The 21,935-nt window shown below is 33.1% G+C and carries 19 protein-coding genes; 14 read left to right on the top strand and 5 right to left on the bottom strand.

The genetic code is table 11. From position 1 onward, the window contains the following. The first annotated feature begins 39 nt into the window (after positions 1-39). The 5 genes from ACZIYX_RS20235 (at position 40) to ACZIYX_RS20215 (ending at position 4,542) form a co-directional block, all read left to right on the top strand. On the top strand, positions 40-888 hold the full coding sequence (locus tag ACZIYX_RS20235; protein WP_462684074.1) for an alpha/beta hydrolase family protein: 849 nt from the start codon (positions 40-42) through the stop codon (positions 886-888). 98 nt (positions 889-986) lie between these two features. After that, complete coding sequence (locus ACZIYX_RS20230) at positions 987-1,397, top strand: GlcG/HbpS family heme-binding protein (protein ID WP_462684073.1); 411 nt, start codon at positions 987-989, stop codon at positions 1,395-1,397. 64 nt (positions 1,398-1,461) lie between these two features. Further along, the gene (locus tag ACZIYX_RS20225; protein WP_462684072.1) at positions 1,462-2,103 is read left to right on the top strand and encodes a fused MFS/spermidine synthase; all 642 of its coding nucleotides are present in this window, start codon (positions 1,462-1,464) and stop codon (positions 2,101-2,103) included. Positions 2,104-2,189: 86 nt separating this feature from the next. Then, complete coding sequence (locus ACZIYX_RS20220) at positions 2,190-3,125, top strand: threonine ammonia-lyase (protein WP_462684071.1); 936 nt, start codon at positions 2,190-2,192, stop codon at positions 3,123-3,125. A 22-nt stretch (positions 3,126-3,147) separates the two neighbouring features. Beyond that, on the top strand, positions 3,148-4,542 hold the full coding sequence (locus ACZIYX_RS20215) for a tetratricopeptide repeat protein (RefSeq protein ID WP_462684070.1): 1,395 nt from the start codon (positions 3,148-3,150) through the stop codon (positions 4,540-4,542). Between the two features lie 94 nt (positions 4,543-4,636). Here the strand turns inward: ACZIYX_RS20215 and ACZIYX_RS20210 are convergent, their stop codons facing one another. The 3 genes from ACZIYX_RS20210 to gltB form a co-directional block, all read right to left on the bottom strand. Beyond that, positions 4,637-5,476 (bottom strand): zinc metalloprotease, encoded by an 840-nt coding sequence (locus ACZIYX_RS20210; RefSeq protein ID WP_462684069.1) that lies wholly within the window; start codon positions 5,474-5,476, stop codon positions 4,637-4,639. Between the two features lie 207 nt (positions 5,477-5,683). Further along, a complete protein-coding gene (locus ACZIYX_RS20205; protein ID WP_462684068.1) occupies positions 5,684-7,147 on the bottom strand; it encodes a glutamate synthase subunit beta in 1,464 nt (487 codons plus the stop codon). A gap of 13 nt (positions 7,148-7,160) precedes the next feature. Next, positions 7,161-11,660 carry a glutamate synthase large subunit gene (gltB, locus tag ACZIYX_RS20200; RefSeq protein WP_462684067.1) on the bottom strand — a complete coding sequence of 1,500 codons (4,500 nt, stop codon included), beginning with the start codon at positions 11,658-11,660 and terminating at the stop codon, positions 7,161-7,163. 433 nt (positions 11,661-12,093) lie between these two features. Here gltB and ACZIYX_RS20195 point away from each other — a divergent pair, with 433 nt between their 5' ends. Together ACZIYX_RS20195 and ACZIYX_RS20190 are read left to right on the top strand one after the other, a co-directional pair. Beyond that, complete coding sequence (locus tag ACZIYX_RS20195) at positions 12,094-12,432, top strand: P-II family nitrogen regulator (protein ID WP_462684066.1); 339 nt, start codon at positions 12,094-12,096, stop codon at positions 12,430-12,432. Positions 12,433-12,508: 76 nt separating this feature from the next. After that, the gene (locus ACZIYX_RS20190; RefSeq protein WP_462684065.1) at positions 12,509-13,759 is read left to right on the top strand and encodes an ammonium transporter; all 1,251 of its coding nucleotides are present in this window, start codon (positions 12,509-12,511) and stop codon (positions 13,757-13,759) included. Positions 13,760-13,817: 58 nt separating this feature from the next. Here the strand turns inward: ACZIYX_RS20190 and ACZIYX_RS20185 are convergent, their stop codons facing one another. Continuing rightward, complete coding sequence (locus ACZIYX_RS20185) at positions 13,818-16,031, bottom strand: response regulator (RefSeq protein ID WP_462684064.1); 2,214 nt, start codon at positions 16,029-16,031, stop codon at positions 13,818-13,820. An 811-nt stretch (positions 16,032-16,842) separates the two neighbouring features. After that, on the bottom strand, positions 16,843-17,142 hold the full coding sequence (locus ACZIYX_RS20180) for a hypothetical protein (RefSeq protein ID WP_462684063.1): 300 nt from the start codon (positions 17,140-17,142) through the stop codon (positions 16,843-16,845). A gap of 118 nt (positions 17,143-17,260) precedes the next feature. On the opposite strand from ACZIYX_RS20180, the gene ACZIYX_RS20175 reads away from it, so the two are divergent. The 7 genes from ACZIYX_RS20175 (at position 17,261) to ACZIYX_RS20145 (ending at position 21,153) form a co-directional block, all read left to right on the top strand. Then, positions 17,261-17,347, top strand: coding sequence for a DUF3303 family protein (locus tag ACZIYX_RS20175; RefSeq protein ID WP_462684084.1), 87 nt, complete (start codon positions 17,261-17,263; stop codon positions 17,345-17,347). Positions 17,348-17,360: 13 nt separating this feature from the next. Continuing rightward, positions 17,361-17,864 (top strand): GNAT family N-acetyltransferase, encoded by a 504-nt coding sequence (locus tag ACZIYX_RS20170; RefSeq protein ID WP_462684062.1) that lies wholly within the window; start codon positions 17,361-17,363, stop codon positions 17,862-17,864. Between the two features lie 508 nt (positions 17,865-18,372). Beyond that, positions 18,373-18,567, top strand: a complete 195-nt coding sequence (locus ACZIYX_RS20165; RefSeq protein ID WP_462684061.1) for a hypothetical protein — start codon at positions 18,373-18,375, stop codon at positions 18,565-18,567. Positions 18,568-18,996: 429 nt separating this feature from the next. After that, positions 18,997-19,692 carry a hypothetical protein gene (locus ACZIYX_RS20160; RefSeq protein ID WP_462684060.1) on the top strand — a complete coding sequence of 232 codons (696 nt, stop codon included), beginning with the start codon at positions 18,997-18,999 and terminating at the stop codon, positions 19,690-19,692. An 85-nt stretch (positions 19,693-19,777) separates the two neighbouring features. Further along, complete coding sequence (locus ACZIYX_RS20155) at positions 19,778-20,200, top strand: helix-turn-helix domain-containing protein (protein WP_462684059.1); 423 nt, start codon at positions 19,778-19,780, stop codon at positions 20,198-20,200. A gap of 123 nt (positions 20,201-20,323) precedes the next feature. Further along, positions 20,324-20,602 carry a hypothetical protein gene (locus ACZIYX_RS20150; protein WP_462684058.1) on the top strand — a complete coding sequence of 93 codons (279 nt, stop codon included), beginning with the start codon at positions 20,324-20,326 and terminating at the stop codon, positions 20,600-20,602. A 65-nt stretch (positions 20,603-20,667) separates the two neighbouring features. Beyond that, positions 20,668-21,153 carry a hypothetical protein gene (locus tag ACZIYX_RS20145; RefSeq protein ID WP_462684057.1) on the top strand — a complete coding sequence of 162 codons (486 nt, stop codon included), beginning with the start codon at positions 20,668-20,670 and terminating at the stop codon, positions 21,151-21,153. Positions 21,154-21,935: the final 782 nt, after the last annotated feature.

The raw sequence follows: 21,935 nt of genomic DNA, 5'->3' as shown, positions 1-21,935 counted from the left end.
ACTAATGAGAATACAGGACTCATATTCAAAAAAATGTTCATGATAAAAATACCAACCATAGATGATTTCCTTTTATCCGGAAAAATATATTTATGCACTCCTGATGCAGATAAAAACAAAGTGCTAATCATCAATTCTGCCACTGCTGTTAATAAAAAACTATATCATCACTATGCTTCTTATATGGCAGAAAATGGCTATACTGTAATTACTTATGATTATAGAGGTATTGCGGATTCCAGACCCAAAATACTCAGAGGCTTTAATGCTTCATTTACCGATTGGGGTCAAAAAGATTTTTCTGGAGTAATTGCGTATGTCAAAAAAGAATTCCCTAATCATCGCATAATGACTCTTGGTCATAGTATTGGTGGTACCATTATCGGTATGACAAAAAAAAATACAGAGATTAGTGGAATTATAAATATTGGTGCACAAACAGCCTATTATAAAGATTGGTCAAAAAAGCATAAAACTAAAATTTATATTTTATGGCATATTCTTTTTCCCGCAATCACTGCCATATTTGGTTATTTTCCTGGCAAGAAACTAGGTCTTTTAGAAGACGTTCCTAAAGGCGTAATCCAGCAATGGAACAACAGAAAAAAACATCACGATATGAAAAAACAAATGGAATCTACAGGCATTACTTTCTATTATGATAACTACAAATCAAAACTACTTACGCTAGGTATCGTAGACGATCCAATAGGAACGTATTCTGCTATTAGCAGAATACATGAATTATTTGAGAAATCCGATAAAAACCTGGAAATGATTCATCCAAAAGATTTTTTTATTGATAAAATAGGTCATTTTGGTTTTTTTAGTCGAAAATTTAAACACTCTCTCTGGACAAAAACATTATTATGGTTTGATGCTATATAATCGTTACAAATAAATTATATGTTAATTGCATAACAAAACTATTATACAATTACCCATTTAACTTTATTTTTGAACCTTAATCATTATAAACACATATCATGAACATTACTCTGGAACAAGCAGAAAAAATTATTGCTGCTGCAAAAGAAAAAGCAACTGCCATAAACACAAAGATGAATATTGCAGTTGTAGATTCTGGTGCAAATCTTATTGCGTTTGCACGAATGGATCAAGCTTGGTTAGGATCTACAGATATTTCTATCAAAAAAGCAAAGACAGCCATCTTTTTTGGCATGAATACAGGATCTATAGGAGAGCTTTCTCAACCGGGCGGACCTTTATTTAATATTGAACATTCTAACGGAGGGTTAATATCTTTTCCAGGAGGAATACCTATTAAGGATGAGTCTGGAAAAACGATTGGCGCTATTGGCGTTAGCGGAAGCAGTGTAGAAAACGATCACGAAGTTGCAGAAGCAGGCGTAACGGCATTAAGTGTATTTGCCTAACTAATAACATAATACCAGCTGTAATAAAATAAAACAGCTGGTATTTTTTTGTCTGTTTAAGTATATGAAAAAGCTATTAAGCTATCTGTGGCCATTTACCAAAGAAATTTCCTCCAAAATTAATGGTACTTTAGAGCTTACCTGGATGAATGGTAAAAAAGTATTAGACAGTCAAAATACAAATTACTCCTATGGATCTTTACAAAAATTACTTAGTTATGGGCTCTCGCAGATAGATGTCCCTGTTACCAGTACTATCCTTTTGCTAGGATTGGGGGGTGGTAGCATTATACAATCCTTAAAAGAAAAATTTCATCATCAAGGAAAAATCATAGCAGTCGAGATCGACGAAATAATTATACAAATAGCTAATAACGAGTTTGGTATTACTCCAGATCAAAACTTGGAGATTATTTACGAAGATGCATTACATTATGTAAACAGATGTACACAACAATTTGAAATCATTATTGTAGATATTTTTATTGACCATAAAGTTCCTGAACCATTTTATGACATAAAATTTTGGCAAAAATTAAAGTTATTATTAAAAAACAAAGGTCATATCGTATTTAATGCAGGTATACATTTAAAAGAAAATCCTAAAATCGAAGCTTTACTCTCTGCAAACAAGCTGGATATAGAGTTTACAAAGTATGACAATGTGCTACAAACGAATACTTTGATAATAGCACAAAAAAAATAAAACCATATTACTTAAAACGAAGGTATATTCACTCCTCTAACGAATTTTCTTACTACTTTTAAATATTCAATAATCACAGATAGATAATGTACTTACAAAAATTAAAAAATTGCCATCAAAATATCAAACCATTTATACATAATACCCCTGTACTTACTTCTCATTTATTAAATGAAATCTCCGGGGCTTCTGTTTTTTTTAAGTGTGAAAATTTTCAACGTATGGGTGCTTTTAAAATGAGAGGCGCAACCAATGCTATTCTTAATTTATCTGAAACACAAAAATCAAGAGGGGTAGTAACCCATTCTTCTGGAAACTTTGCTCAGGCTTTATCCCTTGCCGCACGCAGTCTGGGCGTAAAAGCATATATCGTAATGCCATCTGGTGCTCCAAAAGTAAAAAAAGAAGCGGTAAAAGAATATGGAGGTATCATTATAGAATGTCCCCCTACCCTGGAAGACAGAGAAAAAACCGCTATGCAAGTCCAACAAGAAAAAGGAGCTACTTTTTTACACCCTTCTGATAATCTCGATGTAATATTAGGACAAGGCACTGCTACTATAGAATTATTAGAAGATCACCCTGATTTAGAATATATATTTACCCCTGTTGGTGGCGGTGGACTAATTGCAGGAACTGCCTTAGCTGCTAATTTACATGGCAATAATTGCAAGGTTATAGGAGGAGAACCTTTGGCTGCTGATGATGCATATCGCTCTTTACTAAGTGGAAAAATTGAAACTAATAAAACGACACAAACCATAGCCGATGGCTTAAAAACACAACTGGGAGATATCAATTTTCCTATAATACAAAAATATATTACCAAAATAATACGTGTTGAAGAACAAGATATTATTGCTGCAATGCGATTAATTTGGGAACGTATGAAAATTATCATAGAACCATCCTCTGCAGTAGCATTCGCCGCTTTATTAAAAGAAAAGGAACTGTTTAAAGGCAAAAAGACAGGAATTATTTTATCCGGAGGAAATGTTGATCTTAAAAATCTACCTTTTTAAACACTAAACTATTATATACAATATGCTTTCTATAAAAAAACAATACCCTTTATTGATCTTTTTAGTTTTTATATCTACGGCACTATTTGCGCAACAAAAAACTATCACCTATACGACTATAGATTCTTTAATATATAGCCAAAATGTTACCAATAACATGAATGCATTAAAACACTTAGAAAATAAGTTTATTAAAGACAGTAGCAAAGTAGAATACTGGGAGCGATACGCACAAGCTTGTTTTAACTCGTTTAAATATTCAAAAGCTATCGAGAGTATTGATAAGGTAATTGATAAAAAACCCAAATATTCTGAAGCTTATTTTAAAAAAGCAAAATTTGTTTTAAAAATAAGAAAAGACTTGATCGAAGCAATTGACCTAATGTCTAAGGCAATAGATTATGAAAACAAGGGGGAATATCGTTTTTACCGCGGTATTTATTATCAAATGAATAATGATGACCCTAAAGCGATTAAAGATTATGACAGTGCATTAGAGCTAGGGTTTGTACACCCCGGGCTATACAGAAACTATGCTATATTATTACTAAAGTGGGATGATCCCAAAACGGCTTTAAATATTATTGAAAAAGCAATACAACTTAACCCCGATGTAGCCGAAAACTATTCTACACGTGCCCAAATATACATACCGTTACTAGACCCCGAAAAAGTATGCAGTAATTTTGAAACAGCAAGAAAATTAGGATACTCTAAAAACATAGATTTACAAAACATTCTTTGCAAAGAAAATTCTACTCTAAATAAATATATGGTTTTTGGAGATGTACTTCAAAAAATGGAGAAGTATGATTTTGCGAAAAAGGCATATAGTATAGCTATAGAAAAAGAAAAAGATTCTTCGAGGTATTATCTAAACAGAGGATACTGTCATTTTAAGCTTAAAGAATATGATTTGGCAGAAAAAGATTACTTAACGGCATTACAACTACCTTTGCCAACAAAAGATTTATTATACGATAATCTTAGCTTATTATACTTTAACCAGGATAAGTATGAGCAATCTATAGAGTATTCCACTAAGCGTATAGATCTTGACTCCAATAATGAAGTTCCTTATATAGACCGAGGGCTGGCGTATCGAAAACTAGGAAAATATGCAGAGGCCGAAAAAGATTTTAATACTTCTCTTTCTATAAAACCTAACTTTTTTAGAGCGTATGGCTACAGAGCATATTTGTTTTTTGAAAAAGGAGATTTTAAAAAGGCTTTTGAAGATGCAAAAAAAGCTGTTTCTTTAAATCCTGAATATGGATACGGATATGTTGTTCTGGGTCTGTCTAAGCAAAAACTAAATATTGATGGATATTGCCTAGATTTTACAACTGCGAAAAAATATAATGGCCTGGATGCAGACAAAGCTATTGCAGCATATTGCAATACAGAAAAAAAATAGCATATATTATTTTTTGGTAAATCAAAAAAAAAAAGATCCTCTTATTTTTTAAATAATAAAGAACAAGAGGATCTGTAATTTTAGGAGCTAACAATCAATATAAACCATAAGCCCACTTAATTGCATTTCTGTCATCACTTGACCAACCGGCAGTTGTGCTTAATCTCCAATTACATACATAAACACTGCTTTTCATTACAGAGCCACAATTGTTAGCCTGATGATAAGATGCTCCTCTGGTACCAGGTATTAACTCCCCTTCCGTTTGGTTAGAGTGTAAATAACCTAAGTTATGTCCTAACTCATGTATAAGCAAAGCCATGGTTGACTCAGAAGAAGCTCCTTCATGATCTTTAGCCGTATTTATATTTAACCAAGAACCTACATTCCCTCTTCCATCTGGTAATGCAGCCCTTGCCCATGCTGATGTATTAGTTTCACGCCAGGTGCCAACAAGTATATCTGCTTGTGATCTGGTATATGTTCTTCTTATATTAATATTGGGACTTATCCTGCTCCAATGATAAGCAGCCCAGGAAAACTCATATTCAAATTGTCTGGGAAAACTTCTTTCGATATAATACGTAATATCTCTTGAATTGCTATAATACACACCATTTCCTACACGATACCATTGGTTTTTACCTTGAATATCTCTTCCTTCTTCTGGTTGATTATTATCCAGATTACTTTTGTAGTTAAAAGAAAATGCTATATCATCGCCATAGATAAATGTTTTATTGCCAAAATCTGGTTTAAGAGATTCTTTAGAATAACCTTGTTCGGTTAGATAATCCAGAGTAGCTTTGGCCTCTTGGGATAACGAATACTCTATCTGATTTTGGTTTTCCTGATCTAAATTTTCATTTTGACAACCTGCACATACTAAAATAGTTGCCAAAATTAAACTAAAGTTGAATTTGTGTTGTAACATAATTATATAGTTTAAAGTTATTACTTAAAATTACATTATCATTACACATAAATACAGCAATATATTAACTACATCTAATACTAAATTTGCTGATTTACAACAACTAACACTAAAAAACATTATATATATAACAATTTTTAATTCTTCATAGAGGGTCTGGTTCCCCAAGACTTGCTTCGAGGTTATTGATTATACATTATTATTAATTTATATTCTTGGCAAATCCCCATCTCCTTTTAATGGTAAATTAGAAGTCCCCATTAAGTACATATCCACATGATATGCTGCTTGTCTGCCTTCTGCAATTGCCCAAACAATCAAGGATTGCCCTCTGCGGGTATCTCCTGCGGCAAAAACACCTTTTATATTAGTGTTGTAGTTATCTTCTGTAGCTTTAATATTAGTTCTGGCATCCATATCTATTCCTAACTGTTCTGCAATAGTGGGTTCTGATCCTGTAAACCCGAGAGCCAATAATGCTAATTCGCATTTCCATTCTTTTTCTGTATCAGGAATTTCCTTTAATGTAAAACGACCGTTTTCTTTTACCCACTCTACTTGAGTAGTAATCAAACCTTTTAGATTTCCGTTTTCATCTCCTATAAATTCTTTGGTTGAAATACTCCAGTTACGCTCAACTCCTTCCTGATGCGAAGAACTTGTTCGTAAACGCATAGGCCAAAATGGCCAGGGTTGGTTTACAGGACGCTCGGTAGTTCCTTTACCCATAATTTCAAAATTAGTAACCGAGGCTGCTCCATGTCTTACAGAAGTACCTATACAATCTGATCCTGTATCCCCCCCACCAATAACTATTACATTTTTATTTGTTGCAAGAATTTCTTCGCCAAGATCCTGGATTCCATCTACTCTCCGGTTGTTTTGAGATAAAAAATCCATTGCCTGTACCACTCCTTTTAGGTCTGCACCTTTTACAGGCAGATCTCGTCGAACTGTTGCTCCTGTACATAATATAACAGCGTCAAAGTTCGATTTTAATTCATCTGCTCTAATATCTTTTCCGATATGGGTATTTGTTTTAAAAATAATCCCTTCTTCTTCTAAAACAGCCACCCGACGATCAATTACCTGTTTTTCCATTTTGAAATCAGGAATACCATATCGCAACAATCCCCCTGCTTTTTCATCTCTTTCAAAAACAGTTACCAAGTGTCCTGCACGATTTAATTGTTGCGCAGTTGCCAATCCAGAGGGTCCGGAGCCAATTACTGCTACTTTTTTGCCTGTTCTTTCTTTTGGAGGATTGGCTTTTATCCATCCATTTTTAAAAGCTTGTTCTACAATATTTTTTTCAATATTTTCAATAGTTACGGGATCTTCATTTATACCCAGAACACAAGCCTCTTCGCAAGGTGCGGGGCATAACCTTCCTGTAAATTCAGGAAAGTTATTGGTAGCATGCAAAACAGCAGATGCTTTTTCCCATTTACCACGATATACGGCATCATTAAAATCAGGAATCAAATTACCCAAAGGGCAACCGCTATGACAAAACGGGATACCACAATCCATGCAACGAGCTCCTTGGTTTTTAAGTTTTTCTTCTGGCATTTCTACCGTAAACTCTTTATATTGTTTTATACGATCTTCTACAGGCTGGTACTGTTCGATCTCCCTTTCAAATTCTAAAAATCCAGTTATCTTTCCCATGTTCTATATCGTTTTATGCTTGTGCTAATTTTTCTTCTTCTAATCGTTTTAATGCTTGTTTATATTCTTCGGGAAATATTTTTATAAAATTCGATAATTCGTTTTCCCAGTTTTCAAGAATTCTTTGCGCCAAGGGGCTTAAAGTTGCATTGTAATGGTTTTCGATTAATGTTTTTAATTCGTTTATATCTTTTTGTTCCTTAACCGGGTCCAAATTAAGTGCTTCTTTGTTGCAATGTGCTTCAAATGTCTTATTACGATCATAGATATAGGCTATACCTCCAGACATTCCCGCACCAAAATTTCTACCTACTTCTCCTAAAATTACTGCAATACCTCCTGTCATATATTCACATCCATGATCCCCTATGCCTTCTACTACAGCAATCGCCCCGGAGTTACGCACACAAAACCGCTCTCCTGCTTTACCATTTATATATACTTCTCCTGCAGTGGCCCCGTACAAAGTAACATTTCCTGTAATTACATTATTTTCTGGTATGATGGTAGATTCTTCTGGTACTTTGATTATTAATTTTGCTCCAGAAAGCCCTTTTCCCAGATAGTCATTAGTATTTCCATTTACCACCATCGTTAAACCATTGGTTGCAAATGCTCCAAAGCTTTGACCGGCAGCTCCTTTAAAATTCAATTTCAAAGTATTATCTGGTAATCCTTGTGCTCCATAAATTTTGGAAATCTCATTGCTTAAAATTGCTCCTACCGCTCTATTGGTGTTGCAAATTTTAAAATCCAATACTGTTTTTTCTTTTCGGAATAGCGCAGGATGTGCTTGTTCTATAATTTTAAAATCTATGGATTTCTTTAATCCATGATCTTGTTTTTCTGTATTGTATATTGCAACTCCTTTGGGGGTTTTTACCTTATGCAAAATCGGGGTAAGATCTACTCCTGCTGCTTTATAATGACCTAAAGCTTTTTTATGATCTAATTTATCTACTTGCCCAACCATTTCATTTATGGTACGAAAACCTAAATGCGCCATAATCTCCCGTAGTTCTTGTGCTACGAAATACATATAGTTTACTACATGCTCTGGTTTTCCTTTAAATTTTTTACGCAATTCGGGATTTTGTGTAGCGATACCCACGGGACAAGTATTTAAGTGACATACCCGCATCATTACACATCCGGATGCTACAAGTGGTGCTGTTGCAAAACCAAACTCTTCTGCTCCTAACAAGCATGCAATAGCTACATCCCGGCCTGTTTTTAGTTGTCCGTCACACTCTAGTACTATACGGCTACGTAAATTATTACCTACCAGGGTTTGCTGTGCTTCTGCAATACCTAACTCCCATGGTAAACCGGCATGTTTTAAAGATGTTAAAGGAGATGCTCCTGTACCACCATCAAACCCAGAGATCAAAACAACGTCTGCTTTTGCTTTTGCCACACCTGCTGCAACTGTTCCTACTCCTACTTCGGATACTAATTTCACATTTATCCTTGCTTCTCTGTTTGCGGATTTCAGATCATAAATTAGTTGGGATAAATCTTCAATAGAATAAATATCGTGATGTGGGGGTGGTGAGATCAAACCCACATAAGGTGTAGAGTTACGGGTTTTTGCTATTTCCGGATTTACTTTTGGTCCCGGTAATTGTCCTCCTTCTCCCGGTTTCGCTCCCTGGGCCATTTTGATCTGTATCTCAGAAGCATTTGTCAAATAGTTGGAAGACACTCCAAATCTACCTGAGGCAACTTGTTTTATCGCACTGTTTTTCCAATCTCCATTTGCATCTTTATAAAAACGCAAAGAGTCTTCTCCTCCTTCGCCCGAGTTACTTTTTCCTCCTATACGATTCATTGCTATAGCAAGGTTTTCATGTGCTTCTTTACTTATCGATCCATAAGACATTGCTCCTGTTTTAAAACGTTTTACAATTTCTGTCCAGGGTTCTACCTCTTCTATTGGGATTGGATCATAGTTAGAGAATTCTAATAACCCCCGAATCGTCATTAGGTTTTTTGATTGCTCGTTGATTAACTCTGCATATTCTTTATAAGTACCAGGGTCATTATCCCGCACTGATTTTTGTAATTTGGCTACAGATAACGGATTAAACTGGTGTTTTTCTCCATTACGCCTCCATCTGTATTGCCCTCCAATTTCTAAGTCCAAATTGGCTGCTATTTCTTGTTCTGTGTATGCTTTTTTATGGCGTTTTGATATTTCTTTTTCAATTTCATATAACCCAATACCTTCAATACGGGTAGCGGTATTAGGAAAATATTGGTCTACTACTTTTGTATTAATCCCAATACACTCAAATAGTTGAGAGCTTCTGTATGAATTTAAAGTAGATATCCCTATCTTATTCATTACTTTTAATACTCCTTTGCCAACAGCTTTGTTATAGTTTTTGATAGCATCATCAAAGGTTAGATTAGAAATCGTACCATCTTGTAGTTGCTCTCCTATAATTTCATTTACCATATAAGGATTAATTGCGCTTGCTCCGTAACCAAACAATAAGGCAAAATGATGTACTTCTCGTGGTTCTGCAGATTCTATAATAATACTAACTTTAGAGCGTTTTCCTAATTTTTGCAATCCGCTATTTACATAAGAGCATGCCAATAATGCTGGAATTGGCGCTCTGTGTTTGCTTACATTTCTATCAGATAGTATAACTACATTTGTTCCTTCGTTAATTACATCTGATACATTTTTGAGTAATATTTCTAACGCATCTTCGAGTCCGTTTAGACCTCTGTTAACATTATACAGCATGGGTATAGAACTTACTTTAAACCCTTTATCTGTATATGTTTTTATTTTATCCAAATCTTCTTTGGATATTACAGGGTTCTGTATTTTTAATTTTTTGCAATGCTTTTCATTAATCTCAAAGATATTATGATCTGCTCCCAGAGTAAGGCTTATATCTGTAATTAGCTCTTCTCTAATACCATCTAATGGGGGGTTTGTAACCTGAGCAAACAACTGTTTAAAATAGTTATAAATCAATTGTGGTCTCTCAGACAATATTGCTATTGGGGTATCTGACCCCATAGATCCAATAGGCTCTTTTCCTAATTGCCCCATTGGAGCAATGATAGTATCTATATCTTCTTGTGTATACCCAAAAACTGCTTTACGTTTTGCTACGGTTTCTTCTCCCAAAAATAGCGGACAATCATTATATGGTATATCTTTTAAATGTACCAGATTGTTATCCAGCCATTCTCTATAAGGATGTTGGGATGCTATTTTTTCTTTTATTTCTTCATCATTAATTATTCTTCCCTGATCCATATCTACCAGAAACATTTTTCCTGGTTCCAGTCTACCGTGGTATTCAATATTGACAGGTTTTAAATCTACTACCCCTGTTTCTGAGGACATGATTACATAGCCATCTTTGGTAACACTATAACGAGACGGTCTTAATCCGTTTCTGTCCAGCACAGCTCCTATATAATTGCCGTCTGTAAATGGAATAGACGCAGGGCCATCCCACGGCTCCATTGCACAAGAGTTGTATTCATAAAATGCTTTTTTAGCTTCAGACATTTCAGGGTTTTTTTCCCACGCTTCAGGAACCATCATCATCATTACTTCTGGCAATGATCTACCGGTCATTAACAGTAATTCTACAACCATATCCATGGATGCTGAATCGGATTTTCCTTTTAATATTACAGGTATTATTTTTTTGATATCTTCTCCAAACCAATCGCTTTTTAACAATTCTTCTCTGGATCGCATTCTGGTCACATTGCCTCTTAATGTGTTAATCTCTCCATTATGGCACATGTATCTAAAAGGTTGTGCCAGATCCCAGGTAGGAAATGTATTGGTAGAAAAACGTTGATGTACCAATGCCAGTCTGGTAACTACTTTGGGGTCCATAAGGTCTGTATAGTACAACTTAATGTCCTCTGGCAGTAACAATCCTTTAAATATTAGTGTTTTTGTAGATAAACTTGGCACATAAAAAACCTTGCTCTCTGATAGTTTAGAACTATATATAATATGTTCTGTTATTTTTCTGGCAGTGAATAATTTTAAATTAAAATCAAAATGGTTTTGCTCGTTATTTTCTTTCCCAATAAATATTTGTTTGATAAAAGGCTCTGTAGCAGCAGCAATTTCTCCTATATGAGTATGATCTACAGGAACATCTCTCCATCCTAATAAAACAAGCCCCTGGTTACTTATATTTTTTTCGAATGTTTCTATACAAAACTGTCTTTGATTCTCTTTTTTGGGTAAAAAAACATTGCTAACAGCATATTCTCCCGATTCTGGCAGCTTAAAATTACAATGCTCAACAAAAAAATCGTGAGGGATATCAATAAGGATTCCCGCTCCATCTCCTGTTTTACCATCTGCACTAACCGCACCTCTGTGTTCTAACTTTTCGAGAATCTCTAATGCTTTGTGAATAATATCATTTGACTTTTGTCCTTCTAAGCTGCATATAAATCCGGCACCACATGCGTCGTGTTCAAATTCTGGCAGATACATCCCTTGTTTCTTCATAATATTTTCCGGTCTAAAAAGTGGTTCTTATGGATGAAATTAACGAATCATTAATTAACAGAGAAGAAAATAGAAGTAATCCATATTACTTTTCTGAGCTCCCTAAAAAAACAGCTTCATAAATAAAACAATCCTAAAATAAAGACTTGTAATTATGAATTTGACAATGCGTTTTTTGAAAAAAAAATAAGATTTTGGCAAAAACACAGATCACTGATTCTCAATAATTTCAATCGAAAACGTTTTCGTTATAAATTCAAAAAAACGATATAGTAAATGTTTATTTTTTTTATACAAAACAAATCATACCCATAATTTTTCATAGGGTAAAAATTAATTATTAATAAAAATAACAATACAACCCTGTTATTTTATAGGTATAAAAACAAAATAATATAAATTTAAGCCTAAATAACATAAACTTAATTTTTTTATGAAAAAAATAGAAGCAATTATCCGAAGATCAAAATATCGAGCAGTAAAGGAAGCTTTGCATAATAAAGGTGTAATGTTCTTTTCATATTGGGATGTAACCGGAGTTGGCCATGAACAAAAAGGGAATGTTTACAGAGGCATCTCATATAGCACTACAGATATACAAAGAAGATATTTATCTATAGTCGTAAATGATGATTTTGAAGAGGTCGCCATATCTGCAATTCTGGAAGCTGCCAAAACAGGAGAGGTTGGAGATGGAAAAATATTTGTTTCTGATATACAGGAAGCATATAGGATTCGTACCGCAGAAAAAGGAGGAGAAACCTTAAACTAGTGTCTATACTATCACCACAAAACAACCAACTAAAACAAACAACTAAAACAAACAATAACTTTAATACCAATTAAAAATGGAACTTTTAACCACAAACAATGTATGGATGATGCTGTGCACTGCATTAGTATTTTTTATGCACTTAGGATTTTCTTTTTTAGAAATAGGATTAACCCGCCAAAAAAACACAATCAATATATTATTCAAAAATGTGTTCATAATATGCGCAGGTTTATTGTTGTATTACATTGGCGGGTTTAATGTAATGTATCCGGGATTTGAAGAGGGAGATTTTGGGTTTTTCAAATTTGCAGGGTTTGGCATTGCTGCCCCAGAAAATGGTATGACCCCAGAGTATGCCAATGGGGGATATACCTGGTGGACAGATTTTTTATTTCAAGGAATGTTTGCTGCCACTGCTGCTACAATCGTATCGGGAGCTGTTGCCGAACGTATCAAACTTGGTTCTTTTATGATTTTTAGTATTATATACACAGGCTTAGTATATCCTATAGTTGGTTCCTGGCAGTGGGGGAAAGGTTTTTTGTCTACCCTGAAAATAGGAGAAGCAGAAGGTTTTTATGACTTTGCAGGATCTACATTAGTTCATTCTGTTGGAGGTTGGGCTGCTTTGGTAGCGGTAATTTTATTAGGTGCCAGAATCGATAAGTTTACCCCAGATGGCAAGCCTCTGGCAATCCCCGGACACAATATACCTATTGCTGCTGCCGGAGTACTTATTTTATGGCTGGGATGGTTTGGTTTTAATGGGGGGTCTGTACTTTCTGCGGATCCTTCGGGAACATCCTTAGTACTGGTTACTACCTGTCTTGCCGCTGCTGCAGGAGGTATTGGAGCTTTTGCTTTATCTTCTGTTCTATATAAAAACTATGATCTTACCATGTTTTTAAATGGAATATTGGGAGGACTGGTTGGAATTACTGCGGGAGCAGATTTAATGTCTCCTAACGAAGCTGTTATTATTGGTTTTCTTGCCGGTATAATCATTATACTTGGGATTGCATTAGTAGACAAGCTAAAATTAGATGATCCTGTAGGTGCAATTGCCGTTCATTTAATCTGCGGTATCTGGGGTACATTGGCAGTAGGTATTTTTGGATCCAAAGCTGGTTTGGATCAGTTTGTGGTACAAGGAATTTGTATTCTTATTATTGGGGTGTTTTGTACTTTCTGTGCTTTCTTAATCATTTTTGCACTTAAAAAAACAATAGGAATCCGAGTTTCTGAAAAAGAAGAAGTTGATGGGTTGGATAATCATGAACATGGTATGGATGCTTATCCCGATTTTAGAATTAACCAACATTAAAAAAGACTATTTTTAAATTAATTACTAATGAGCTTTTTATATTGATATAAAAAGCTCATTAGTAATCTTTCTTTAAAGGAAAGGACACTATTTTTTGAAACAAATCACTCTTTTTATATGGCTTGGTTATAATACCATTCATACCGGATTGACGAATTTTGGTTATGTTCTTTTCTAAATCTACTGCGGTAAGTGCCAAGATGATGATATCCGGGTTAAATTTTCTTATTTTTTGTGTGGTTTCCAAGCCATCTTGTTCTGGCATGTGAATATCCATAAAAACGATATCAAAGTTATTTTTTTTTATCTGGATTATTGCTTCGTCTCCATTATCTACAGTTGTGCATACTGCTCCTGCTCCTTCCAGAACTTTTCTGGTTATCATCAGGTTTATTGTATTATCATCTACTACCAATATAGAATACCCCAATAATATTTTTTTATAATTTTCGTCTTTTACCATCGACAGATTCACTTCTTTTCGGTTTCGTTCCATTTCAATATCAAAAGTAAATACTGTTCCTTTATTTTTTTCTGAATCTATCCGAATAGAAGATTTATACAAGTCTTCTATAAATCTTTTTACAATATACAAACCTAGTCCAGATCCTCCGCTATGGGCATTAATATGATGTACTCCATTAAAACCGTTAAAGATATCTGCCTGCATTTTTTTTTCAATTCCAATTCCATCATCTTGTACTACAAAGCGAAGTTTATTTATATTTTCTGTGCTTTCAATCCGGGTAGCCTTTATCCATATATTACCATTAGTAGTAAATTTAACGGCATTGGAAACAAGATTAATAAAAATCTGAGAGAACTTTAAACGATCCCCAATAACATTTGTTTCTATATCTTTGGACAAATCGATATGTAACCTGGTATTATTTTTGCGAAGTTCATAGGAAAATGAATTACTTATCTCATACAACATTTCGTCTAGTAAAAAAGCATCTTTATTTAACCTTACATTTCCTAATCTAAATTTGGAATACTCTAATGCATTATTTACCAAACCAGATAAGTGATTGTTAGAAAACTGTAACGTTTTTAAATATTCTTTTCTTTGCTTCTTATTTTTTGTGTCTTCTATTATTTCAACCAACCCCTGTATAGTATAGATGGGAGTCCTTAACTCATGGCTCATTACAGAAAAAAATTGGTTTCGTTCTTCATCTACTGCTAATAACTCTATATTCTTTTCTTTCAGCTCCTCGTTAATTTTATTTTTATGCTTATTTGATCTAAACACATAAACTCCAAAAATAACTGCCAAGAATAATAAAAAACTTATTAAAAAACTTATTTGAAAGTAGTTCTTTTTTAATTGAACATTTTTATTGTTAATAATAGAAAGCTGCTCTATATCACTTTTGTTTTTAGCAATTTCATAAATAAAGGTATCCGCATTGGAAGCCCTCTCTTTTAATCTTTTTATATACCGTTCCTGATATTTATCTGATACAGATTGATAATAGAACACAGAATCGATATTTTTATCAAATTCATAAAAATAACGTGCTTTATATTGTTTTATTAACTTTAAATACTCATCCCGTTCTCTTTTAACAAAAAACATAGAATCCTTTTCTACTTCGGCCAGCAACCGGAAAGAATTTTTATAATCCTCTTTTTCTTCTATCAGGGCCATTGCCAGATGCAATTTTAACTCATTACGAACAACCTTATTTATGGACTTATTAATACGTTGGCTTTTATCTCTAAAATCAATTTTATCCAGTTCTGAAATGGCTTTATGAACAGTATCTATAATTTTTTTATACTGTTTTCTATTCCTGAGGCTAATTACATAGTCATTGTAATTAAAAAAAATTGCCGGATTTTTGTTTTTCTTATTCTCTACAATATTTATGGCATATAAACTATCTAATTCTTTATACATATTCATCTCTCTATAGATTCTTAAAATCATTGTAGAAATTCTTGTTTTGTATAATCCCTGACGGCTTTTATTTGAATATTCTTGTGCTTTTAGAAGATACTTCAAAGCTTCATTAAACTTTGCAGAGCTATTAAAAAGAGCTCCATAATTGTAGTTGTATATTATCCAAAAATCATCATCTGATGTTTCTTTATATTGCTCAAAAATCTTATCCAATAAGACTCTAGCCTTTATAAGGCTATCATTTTTTATTAAACCAGAAACCATTACTTCTACACTATCTATAGAATTATAAGCAACACTCCTTTTCTGTCCAAAACTTACATTACAAATAAATATTATTATAATAATTCTCCATACTTTCATAAATCACTTGTTCTTCACTGGTTTGTCTTTTACTAAGATAACAATTTATACACACATATATTTATTGCTTACAAAAAGTATGGCTATCCCACATAAAAATATTTTTTTAAGCCTTGTTCTGTCTGGTTTCAAAAAAAGTAACCCTACAAAACCACAAACGGTTTGTTACATTATAGAAGTGATTTATACTTATAGAGGCTTGTAGTAAATAAACCCTCAACCTAAAGCAAAAAATAAAAATGGGATGGAAAATATTTTATACAAGACTTTATAATAAAAAATATTAAAAAATGAAGGTTATATCTATGTTACAACCAATACCTCAAGGAAAATCTAAAAAAAATATGCTCACTCATACGCAACGGAATTTATCTGACCCAATCTGAAAATTACTGCTGACAAAATACAACAAGACGGAAAACCTAAAAACCTTCTCACTCATACGTAACTGAACTCATCGGACGATATCCGAAAAGTAATTCTGATGGCTAAACTGGAAAATTATAGCTTGAAAATTAAAAAACTTCTCAACCATGTGGATCGGACTCTTATCAGAACGCACCTAACGAAAGAACTGAAAACTCGAAAACTTGAAAATAAACAAAAGGAAAGAGTTTGCAGTCTTCAAAGAACCTCCAAAAAAGGCTGTACTTTTGTGACCACATCAAGAGGTGCGGAAAACACTACTTGCAGTACGTGATTATCAAAACGTTGGAAAAACTGGTTGTAATCGTGTAGATGGCTCCGCCATCATTAGATAGCGGAGTGCACCTCACACACCACCTGCCATACGGGTCTCGTAACAGGCGGTTCACCAAATCGAAGTTTGCTCCTTATTTAAGTAGTCTATCATAGGAACGTATCCTTTTCTTTTAAGTCTGGATATGGTAATGGTAGTACCTAGTATAGGACTTTGAGCTACTGCCCATCCTCCCATTCGGGTTCGACTCCAAGCATAGGCTTGTCCATGTTTGATCCCTAATCGGATCAGGTTCTTACGTTTTCTTTCTGGGTTTTTCCAATCATGCCAAATACAATACCGTAACCGATTACGTAGCCACTCATCTAACTTTTTAAGTTTGGTGTAGCTAATGGTTGTTGAAAAATTCAAACCTGATTGTCTAGAGAAAAATAATGAATTATGGAATGAGAAAGGAAGAATGCTTCCTGAAAGTCTTTACTATTTAAATTCTTGGGTTAATAAAGAACAAAGAATTTGTTTCTAACTTATGGAAACAAATGAACCTGAATTATTTGATGAATGGACGAATAATTGGAAAGAATATACAGATTTTGAAATCTTCCCAATAGATTAAGTATTTTTATAGAATGATTGAAATTAATAAAGCTAATAATACGTCTGAATTTAAAGTCATTGAAAAATTAGCAAAGGAGATTTTGCACGAAGTTTATGACCCAATAATCCCTGCTGAGCATACCGATTACTTTTTGACGGAATACCAATCGGAAAGTGCAATTAGAAATCAAATTAAAAATGAATATTTCAGTTATTTTCTCTTAAATTTTGACAGTAAAAATGTTGGGTATTTAGGTATTCAAAAACTGAATAAAAAACTGATTTTGAGCAAACTTTATATTTTGAAACCATTTCGTGGACTAAAAATCGGAAAAACGGCATTAGAATATGTTAACCGATTTGCAACGAATAACGGAATTGAAAAAATCGAACTAATTGTTAACCAACAAAATCAGAATACTATTGACATTTATCTAAAAAATGGATTTAAAATAGTGGAATCGATTATAAACTCGTTCCCGAATGGACATTCTGTTGAGGACTATAAAATGGAAAAAATATTGATTTCGAAATAAAAACGATCAACACCGTGTATAATTAATTGCTTTGGCAATTGCTTATTTGGAAAATTCCTTCGGGATTTTCTCGCGTTCGTTTTTCTTTACTAATATCAATTATACTTTGAATTTACTGTAAAAGAAAATGATTATATATAATAATCAAGTATTTATAAATAAAAAGCACAAATACAGAACATAAATTATGTAATAATTCGACTAATAAACCAAAGTTTTAGCACTTTGATTCTTTGTTAAAGATGTTCTTTTATTTAAAAATTACTCCGTATTTTAGGTTTGTTTTGTTATCCAATAAGGATAGATATTCATATCAAACCTAAAATATAATCTCTTTGGTTGCTTTTAATCTATTAGAGTTCTCCGTTTATATTAGCCAAACAAGCTTTGCCACTTTTTTGGTTAATATCTATAGATAATTACAAATTAACGCGTTCATTTTTATTTCAAAATACATCTAAGTAATTAAAAAAACAAAGCTATTTACCAAACAATTCTTATCATTTTTATGAGTACCTGTCTGGAGAAAAAAAGATACCAACCAATAGGCAAAACAACCCTCTTATGGCAAAAAAACCGAAAACCAGAAGAGAAAAACACTACATGCTCTATCGGGGTAATTACTTTATTTGTTGGTGGAGTGTTTTTTGGGATGCAATTAAATAATAATAGCTGCTTATTTGATCTTTATGGGTTTCCGTAAAAGATCATTAAAGATGAATTATTTATTAATTTTTTTAACAAAACAAGAAAAAGTATGCTTATAGTTTGCTAAAAAACATTAAAGTTTGTGGTTTTGCCGTATGCGGAATATAAAAGAAGGTACATATCTTTGTATCAGAATATTATCGAATTACTTATATGGGGTAACAAATTACTATTGTTAGTAAAAAGCTCGCTAAAAAAAGTTTCATTCTTCTTATTATTAAGATGTAATGCTATATTTTTAATATATAATTTTTAAAAATATAGAGATGAAAAAAGCAGTCTTAATTTTAAGTGTTTTTATAAGTGTATTTTTTATTAGTAGTTGCGATAACTCAGATATTAATGATGAAATATGAAAACGATATTCAACAAACTGATAAAGAAGACAGTATTAACTCTGGGGGAACACCTGTCGACCCTAGTAATGACGATTAGAAAACATTCTTTTTATTATATATTAGCGGTGGTTTGTTCTACCGCTTTTTTTATCCATGAATTCATTCCAGATAATTCCGATAAATATTTGGAGATAGTTCAGATTCATCAGAACTCTAAAGATATAAGAAAAAGCACTAGAAATGAGGTGCTAGAAAGCCAAAAAGGGACTGAATTATATGATAAGTATTATACAGCCAAAATTGAAACTGATAGATTATGGAATGAAGTTTTAGATTATCAATCTAAAGAAAAATTTTTGGGCTTCAAAAGTGTTCAACAATTTCTCGGTGAATTTGGATGGGCTTTTGGGTTATTTATTTATTCTATATTTAACATATATATTACTTTTATTAAGAACAGAAATACAAAATATGGTGAGATAATTTTACACTCCACCCTGAATTTCATTTCATTATATTTTGTGTCTTGGGCTTTACAACAATCAACTCCGGATTATACAAAAAGTTCGTATGTGATCTATTCCATCCTTATGACAATATCTATAGTTTGGGGAACTTCAAAATTAGTTAGATATAAAGAAAACTATATTAAATCTTTATTGATGAATATCAGAAAACTAACTACTTTTATAGTAGCTGATACACGTAATAAATATGTCAACAAAGAACATCGAAGGGAATTTGCTGAAGATGTCATTAAAATGACTAAAGATTTAGAATAAGTTAAATATGGATAAGCAAAATATATTTTTGAGACAACTTAGTAAAAAAAAGAAATATTTCTCAAAAAAAACTTTTAATACATTAATGAATGGTATAGTTGAAGATCTAAATCAAGATGAGTTATCAATTATGGACGAGTCTGTTATTTATTTACCAATTTCAAAATTAAAATTGATTACAGAACAGCTTGAAAAATTTGAGGAGAATGAATGTTTTTTAAAATCAAGTATAACCTTATCTAATCTCTCCCCAAAACTTAACACCAACAGTAAATACCTTTCAAAAACGATTAATGTTTACAAGAAAAAAACCTTTACCCAATATATTAACGATCTTAGAATAGAGTACCTAATTGAAAAATTAAATACAGATAAAACGTTTAAAAACTATACTATCCAAGCAATTGCCACAGAAATAGGTTTTAATACTCCCAATGCTTTTTCCAGAGCTTTCTTTAAAAAAACTGGAATGTACCCATCAGAATATATCAAAGAACTGGACTCCTAAATTTTTAGGATCATACTAATACGTTTTCACGGAAAACGAACTTCGCTTTTACCGAATTGTAACTACTACCCCTTGTTATTACTCTTATTATGCCTTTACATTTGAACCTACAAAATGTATTGCATGGAACCTTGCTCAAACTATAATCAAAACAAATTCTTTACCGATATAATTGAAGCTTTGCATATGAGAGCAGACATTTTTATGTACAATTTATCGCTTCATAACCCTTATGAAATGCTATTGTATGTTTGGATTTACAAACTCTATAACAAAAAGAAATCTATAGAAGAAGCCATACAACTTATTTACAAAGCCCGAAATATTCTTTTACTGCATGGCAATCAGAAATTTGAGATACCCCACAGTAAAGATTACAGAAAAGAATATAGCCCTGTTTGATTATTCATGGAACGCCATACAAAAGAAAATCAAAAACTATTTATAAATCATTTTTAGAACATTTTATGAGAGACATTATCCAAGATTTACTTACCCAGGACGAAAAAGAAAAAGCAGTACAACTAGTTACCGAACTAGAAACTATATTTTCTAGCAAACTATCTGCATTAACCGAAAAAGAACGAAGGGATTACAAAGCCATTAATGAAAAGAATAAATTATTTGTAAACAAAGTTTGGGATTATCACCAACGCAGTGGCAGTTTAAGTTCTCCCGATGTAGATTGGGTAGAATTTGAAAAAGATTATAAAGCCAGGGTATTTGCAGAAAGCCTTTTGGGGCGTATTGAAAGTTTAGCCTATCGATTGGAAAGCACCAAAATACTACATGATTATGATAATTACCAAGATGCTTTAAATGATTATGCATATTCACAATATAGTAAAGGGGCAGGAAAAGCAGGTTTTACAGAAAAAGTAGCCGAATTAAAACAGTTTTTTGCTCGTACCAAGAATACTACAACTATAGATTCTGGATCAAGTCCAGAATGACAAAACAGATGCATTTAACCCAAAAGACCTTCCTGTGCGTAAAAAAGACGTTCCGTTTAACACAAAAGACGAAGATTTTAATTGCCTTAGCTAAAATTTTAGCTTTCAAAGTAAAAATTTCAACTCTTCTTCTTAAAATTTTAAAAGGGTAGCTTAAAAATAAGATGAGTTTAGTGAGACACTTCGTCAAAAAGACGCGTGGGAGGGTTAAAAAGACGTTCCGGAAGATCTTTTTAGTTAAATGGAGTATACTACCAGTTAAAGTTGTAATTAAAAAGATTAAAAATTGTCAGAGTAAGTGGGTAAAAGGAACCGCGGGGGCAACATATTGCTTTATATGAGTTGAGTTTGTGTTAAAGCCCTTTGTTAAGGATCGCCCCCGTACCCTTTTACTATAACGTGCGTATTAAAAACTAAATCTATTGGAATACCAAAATCAAGCAATAGATGGGAGTTACATACAAGTAGAGTGTATGTACTATTTCCTAACAAAGATGTCGGGTATGGGCGGTAATCCGTGAGTGCCTTATTTTATAAAATAGAGTACGCTTGGGGAAGTGTTTTTCTTTTTATGAGCAAGTGCCACTCATTCCCATCGGGTTGCCAAAGTACCCGGATGTCTTTGTGTTATGCAGTTGGATGTTGGGGGTCGGAGGTCGGAGGTTGGGAGCTGTTCTTTGCATCTTTGAACCTTTGCATCTTTGCATCTTTGAACCTTTAAATAAAATAATAACTATTGACCACCAAAATGATAACACACCAAGACACAATCATCCAGAACG

The sequence above is a fragment of the Aquimarina sp. genome (assembly GCF_977115655.1).
The sequence above is the reverse complement of the archived record's forward strand: the minus strand, read 5'-3'. Positions and strand labels throughout refer to the sequence as shown.

Coding starts and splice junctions, on each gene's coding strand:
- ACZIYX_RS20235 (WP_462684074.1), top strand. CDS start 40: ATGATAAAAATACCAACCATAGATGATTTCCTTTTATCCGGAAAAATA.
- ACZIYX_RS20230 (WP_462684073.1), top strand. CDS start 987: ATGAACATTACTCTGGAACAAGCAGAAAAAATTATTGCTGCTGCAAAA.
- ACZIYX_RS20225 (WP_462684072.1), top strand. CDS start 1,462: ATGAAAAAGCTATTAAGCTATCTGTGGCCATTTACCAAAGAAATTTCC.
- ACZIYX_RS20220 (WP_462684071.1), top strand. CDS start 2,190: ATGTACTTACAAAAATTAAAAAATTGCCATCAAAATATCAAACCATTT.
- ACZIYX_RS20215 (WP_462684070.1), top strand. CDS start 3,148: ATGCTTTCTATAAAAAAACAATACCCTTTATTGATCTTTTTAGTTTTT.
- ACZIYX_RS20210 (WP_462684069.1), bottom strand. CDS start 5,476: ATGTTACAACACAAATTCAACTTTAGTTTAATTTTGGCAACTATTTTA.
- ACZIYX_RS20205 (WP_462684068.1), bottom strand. CDS start 7,147: ATGGGAAAGATAACTGGATTTTTAGAATTTGAAAGGGAGATCGAACAG.
- gltB (WP_462684067.1), bottom strand. CDS start 11,660: ATGAAGAAACAAGGGATGTATCTGCCAGAATTTGAACACGACGCATGT.
- ACZIYX_RS20195 (WP_462684066.1), top strand. CDS start 12,094: ATGAAAAAAATAGAAGCAATTATCCGAAGATCAAAATATCGAGCAGTA.
- ACZIYX_RS20190 (WP_462684065.1), top strand. CDS start 12,509: ATGGAACTTTTAACCACAAACAATGTATGGATGATGCTGTGCACTGCA.
- ACZIYX_RS20185 (WP_462684064.1), bottom strand. CDS start 16,031: ATGAAAGTATGGAGAATTATTATAATAATATTTATTTGTAATGTAAGT.
- ACZIYX_RS20175 (WP_462684084.1), top strand. CDS start 17,261: ATGGAAACAAATGAACCTGAATTATTTGATGAATGGACGAATAATTGG.
- ACZIYX_RS20170 (WP_462684062.1), top strand. CDS start 17,361: ATGATTGAAATTAATAAAGCTAATAATACGTCTGAATTTAAAGTCATT.
- ACZIYX_RS20165 (WP_462684061.1), top strand. CDS start 18,373: ATGAGTACCTGTCTGGAGAAAAAAAGATACCAACCAATAGGCAAAACA.
- ACZIYX_RS20160 (WP_462684060.1), top strand. CDS start 18,997: ATGACGATTAGAAAACATTCTTTTTATTATATATTAGCGGTGGTTTGT.
- ACZIYX_RS20155 (WP_462684059.1), top strand. CDS start 19,778: ATGAATGGTATAGTTGAAGATCTAAATCAAGATGAGTTATCAATTATG.
- ACZIYX_RS20150 (WP_462684058.1), top strand. CDS start 20,324: ATGGAACCTTGCTCAAACTATAATCAAAACAAATTCTTTACCGATATA.
- ACZIYX_RS20145 (WP_462684057.1), top strand. CDS start 20,668: ATGAGAGACATTATCCAAGATTTACTTACCCAGGACGAAAAAGAAAAA.